The organism is Saccharopolyspora sp. NPDC002578 (assembly GCF_053592695.1).
The window spans coordinates 1-4,694 of record NZ_JBSFWJ010000147.1; the positions used below are offsets into that span (position 1 = coordinate 1).

Annotated in this window: 2 protein-coding genes; both read left to right on the forward strand. The window is 72.5% G+C overall.

Features of this window, described 5'->3' with window-relative positions; genetic code table 11:
* Positions 1-5 precede the first annotated feature (5 nt).
* A complete protein-coding gene (locus ACWD38_RS30025) occupies positions 6-2,879 on the forward strand; it encodes an SDR family NAD(P)-dependent oxidoreductase (RefSeq protein WP_450125419.1) in 2,874 nt (957 codons plus the stop codon).
* A gap of 48 nt (positions 2,880-2,927) precedes the next feature.
* Positions 2,928-4,694, forward strand: a 1,767-nt coding sequence (locus tag ACWD38_RS30030) for a type I polyketide synthase (RefSeq protein ID WP_450125418.1), incomplete at its 3' end; no start/stop codon positions are given.

Genomic DNA, 4,694 nt, shown 5'->3' on the forward strand with positions numbered 1-4,694 from the left:
CGTTGGTGGATGGTGCGCGGGTGGTGGTGGTGCGGAGTCGTTTGGTGGGGGAGTGTTTGGCGGGTTCGGGGGGGATGATCTCCATCGCGGAGCCGCTGGCGGAGCTGCGGTCGCGGCTGGCGCGGTTCGGTGCCCGGGTCGAGGTCGCGGCGGTGAACGGGCCGCGGTCAGGAGTCGTTTCGGGCGATCCCGCGGTGCTGGTGGAGTTGCTGGCGGAGTGCGAGGACGCGGGGGTGCGTGCGCGTCGCATTCCGGTGGATTACGCCTCGCACACCGCGCAGGTGGAGTCGATCCGGCAGGAGCTGGTGAGCGCTCTGTCGGAGATCACCCCGAAAGCGCCGGACATTCCGTTCTATTCCACTGTGGATGGAGATTGGGTGCGGGACGCCTCGTTGGACGGCGAGTACTGGTACCGCAACCTCCGCCACCAGGTGGGCTTCCACGACGCGACCGAATCATTGCTGGACGAGGGATTCCGGTGCTTCGTCGAGGTGAGCCCCCATCCCGTGCTGACCACGAGCGTGCAGGACGCTCTCGAGGAGCGCGGCGGCGAATCGGTGGTGGTGGGTACCTTGCGCCGGGACGATGGCGGTCTCCGGCGCTTGCTCACCTCGATGGCCGAACTGCACGTGCGCGGTGTCCCCGTCGACTGGTCCGCGTTGTTCGGCGGCACCGGGGTCCGGCCGGTACCGCTGCCGACCTACGCCTTCCAGCGCAGCCGCTACTGGCTGACCGAAGCCGAACCGCCCGCGGCCGACGGTCCCGGGCCCGACGAGCGCGAATCCCGGTTCTGGGACGCGGTCGAGCGGCGCGACCTCGACGTGCTGGCCGCGACCCTGCCCATCGGCGATCCCGCCGAGCGGTCCGCGCTGACGACCGTGCTGCCCGCGCTGGCCAGGTGGCGGGAGCGCAGCCGCCGGTTGGCCACCATGGACTCCTGGCGCTACCGGATCGAGTGGAAACCGGTGGTGGCGGACGGCTCGGAGCTGGCCGGGACCTGGCTGGTCGCGGTACCGGCGAGCTGCGCGGACGACGAGTCGGTGATGGCCGTGCTGCGCGGGCTCGGCGACCACGGCGCTCGGGTCGAGACGCTGGTGGTGGACGCGGAGGTCGAACGCGACGCCTTGGCCGCGCGCGTCCGGGAGGTCGACGCGGCGGCGGTGGTCTCGTTGCTGGCCCTGGAAACGGCCGCGCACCGGGACCTTCGCCCGCTGACCACCGGGCTGGCCGGCACGGTGCAGCTCGTGCAGGCGCTGGGGGATGCCGGATCGTCCGCCCCGCTGTGGTGCCTGACCCGAGGAGCGGTCGCGGTGGCGGTGGCGCAGGAATCGGCCGTCCCCGAGCAATCCGCGGTCTGGGGCCTCGGGCGGGTGGTCGCTCTGGAGCACCCGGGGCGGTGGGGTGGACTCGTCGACCTCCCCGCGGACGTGGACGCCGCCGTGGTGCGGCACCTGGTCGGAGTCCTGGCCGGTGCGGAGGAGGACCAGGTGGCGATCCGGGCCGCCGGTGTCCTCGCCCGACGACTGGTACCGGCGCCGCTGCCGGACACCCGGCCCGTCCGGACGTGGACGCCGCGCGGCACGGTGCTGATCACCGGCGGTACCGGTGGGGTGGCCGCTCACCTCGCGCGGTGGCTGGCCGGGAACGGTGCCGAGCGGATCGTGCTGACCAGCAGGCGCGGACCGGCAGCCGAGGGCGCCGCCGAGCTGGTGGCCGAGCTCGGTGAGCTGGGCGCCGCGGCCGAAGTGGCGGCGTGCGACGTCGCCGACCGGGACGCGATGGTCCGGTTGCTGGCCGAAATCGGGCCGCCGACGGCGGTGGTGCACGCGGCCGGGGTGGCATGGCCCTGCGCCGTGCAGGACACCGGCCTGGCGGAGTTCACCGAGGTGCTCGCGGGCAAAGTCGCCGGGGCCGCCAATCTGGACGAACTTCTCGGCGACCTGCGGCTGGACGCGTTCGTGCTGTTCTCCTCGAACGCGGCGACCTGGGGCAGCGGTACGCAGGGCGCCTATGCCGCGGCCAACGCCTACCTGGACGGTGTGGCGCAGCACCGCCGGGCGCGCGGGCTGACGGCCACTTCGGTGGCCTGGGGCGCCTGGGACGGCGGTGGCATGTCCACGTTCTCCGGCGACGTCCGAGACCGGCTGCTGCGATCCGGGTTGCGGTTCATGCCGCCGGATCTCGCGGTGGCGGGCCTGGTGCGAGCGGTCGAGCACGACGACACCTGCGTCACGATCAGCGACCTCGACTGGCCTCGATTCGTGCCCCGGTTCACCGCGATGCGACCGAGCCCGCTGCTCGCTGACCTGCCCGAGGTCCGCGCGATGATGGGCGAGACCTTGCCCGGTACCGGCATCCCCGAGTCCGCGCCGGGTGATCTGGTGCGCCGGTTGTCCCCGCTGTCCGCCGACGACCGCCGCCGCGAAGTGCTGGAACTGGTGCGGTCCGAGGCGGCCGCCGTGCTCGGGCACGGCGTGACGAGCGCGGTGCCCTCCGATCGCGCGTTCAACGAGATCGGGTTCGACTCGTTGACGGCCGTGGAGCTGCGCAACAGGTTGACCGCGGCGACGGGCGTCCGCCTTCCGCCGACCGTCGTGTTCGACCACCCGAACCCGGCCGCGCTCGCCGCCCACTTGCAGGGCGCGCTCGACCTCGGGTGCGCGACGGACGGCGGAGCGCTTCCCGCGGAGCTGGAAGCACTCGAAGCGGCGATGGCGACCCCTGCGGCCGACGAATCCACCCGGGAGCAGGTGTCGGCCCGGCTGCGCGCGCTGCTCGCGAGGTGGGACTCCACGAGCGGTCCCGCCGGCTTGGACGTCGAGCACGCCACCGACGACGAGCTGTTCGACTTCATCGACAGCGAATTCGGCACGTCCTGACCGAGCGCCGCGCGCGTGCGGCGAGCACCACGAGGAGCTGGTCCGATCATGGCGAATGACGAGAAGCTGCGGGAATACCTGAAGCGGGTCCTCGCTGATGCCCGCCGCACCCAGCAGCGGTTGCACGAGATCGAGTCACGGCAGCAGGAGCCGATCGCGATCGTGGGCATGGCGTGCCGATACCCGGGCGGGGTGCGCTCGCCGGAGGACCTGTGGCGGCTGGTCGAGGACGAGACCGACGCCATCGGGGAGTTCCCGGACGACCGCGGCTGGGACCTGGCGAACCTGTTCGATCCGGACCCCGAGCGGGTCGGCAAGTCCTACGTCAGCACCGGCGGGTTCTTGCCCGGGATGGCCGATTTCGACGCGGGCTTCTTCGGCATCTCACCGCGCGAGGCGATCGGCATCGACCCGCAGCAGCGGTTGCTGCTGGAGACCTCGTGGGAGGTCTTCGAGCGGGCCGGGATGGACCCGAGATCGTTGCGCGGCGCCGACTTCGGGGTGTTCGCCGGTCTCGTCTACCACGATTTCGCGACCCGCCTGCACCCGGTTCCGGACGAGTTGGAGGGCTACCTCGGCACCGGCATCGCGGGCAGCGTCGTATCGGGGCGCATCGCGTACACCCTCGGCCTGGAAGGCCCGGCGATCACGGTGGACTCGGCGTGCTCGTCCTCGCTGGTCACCGTGCACCTCGCCGCGCAGTCGCTGCGCCGCGGGGAGTGCTCGATGGCGGTCGCCGGCGGGGTGACGGTCATGTCGTTGCCGGGGGCGTTCGCCGAGTTCTCCCGGCAGCGGGGCCTCGCGCCGGACGGTCGGTGCAAGTCGTTCGCGGCCGGCGCCGACGGAACCTCCTGGGGTGAGGGGGTGGGGGTGTTGTTGCTGGAGCGGTTGTCGGATGCGGTGCGCGGTGGTCGGCGCGTGTTGGGCGTGGTCCGGGGTTCCGCGGTGAACCAGGACGGTGCGTCGAACGGTTTGACGGCGCCGAACGGTCCGTCGCAGCAGCGGGTGATCCGGGCCGCGCTGGCGGACGCGGGTCTGTCCACTGCGGACGTGGATGTGGTGGAGGCGCACGGGACCGGGACGACGTTGGGCGATCCGATCGAGGCGCAGGCGTTGCTGGCGACGTACGGGCAGGGGCGCCCGGTGGATCGGCCGTTGTGGTTGGGGTCGTTGAAGTCCAACACCGGGCACACCCAGGCGGCCGCCGCGGTCGGCGGGGTGATCAAGATGGTGCTGGCCCTCCAGCACGCGACGTTGCCCAAGACCCTGCACGTGGACGCGCCGACGCCGAACGTGGACTGGTCGCAGGGCGCAGTGCGGTTGCTGACCGAGGCGCGCCCGTGGCCGGAGGCCGGTCGTCCGCGTCGAGCCGCGGTGTCGGCGTTCGGCGTCAGCGGCACCAACGCGCACCTGGTCCTGGAGCAAGGGCCACCCCCGGTCGAGGAACCCCTGCGTGCGGCGACGCCCGCGGTGGTCCCGCTGGTGGTGTCCGGCCGGGGGCAGGCGGCGTTGCGAGCGCAGGCGGCCCGCCTGCGGGACTTCCTGGACGAACGGCCGGAAGTGGGCGTCGCGGACCTGGCGTATTCGCTGCTGACCACCCGGTCCGAGTGGGAGGACCGCGCGGTCGCCGCGGTCGCCTCGCGCGACGAGGCGAGCGAGGCGCTGGCCGCGATGGCGTGCGGCGGCTCGTGGCCGTCGCTGATCTCGGCCGAATCCCGGATCACTGGTGGTTGTGGGTTTGTGTTTCCGGGGCAGGGTGCGCAGTGGGTGGGTATGGCGGTGGAGTTGTTGGGTGTGTCGTCGGTGTTTGCGGGG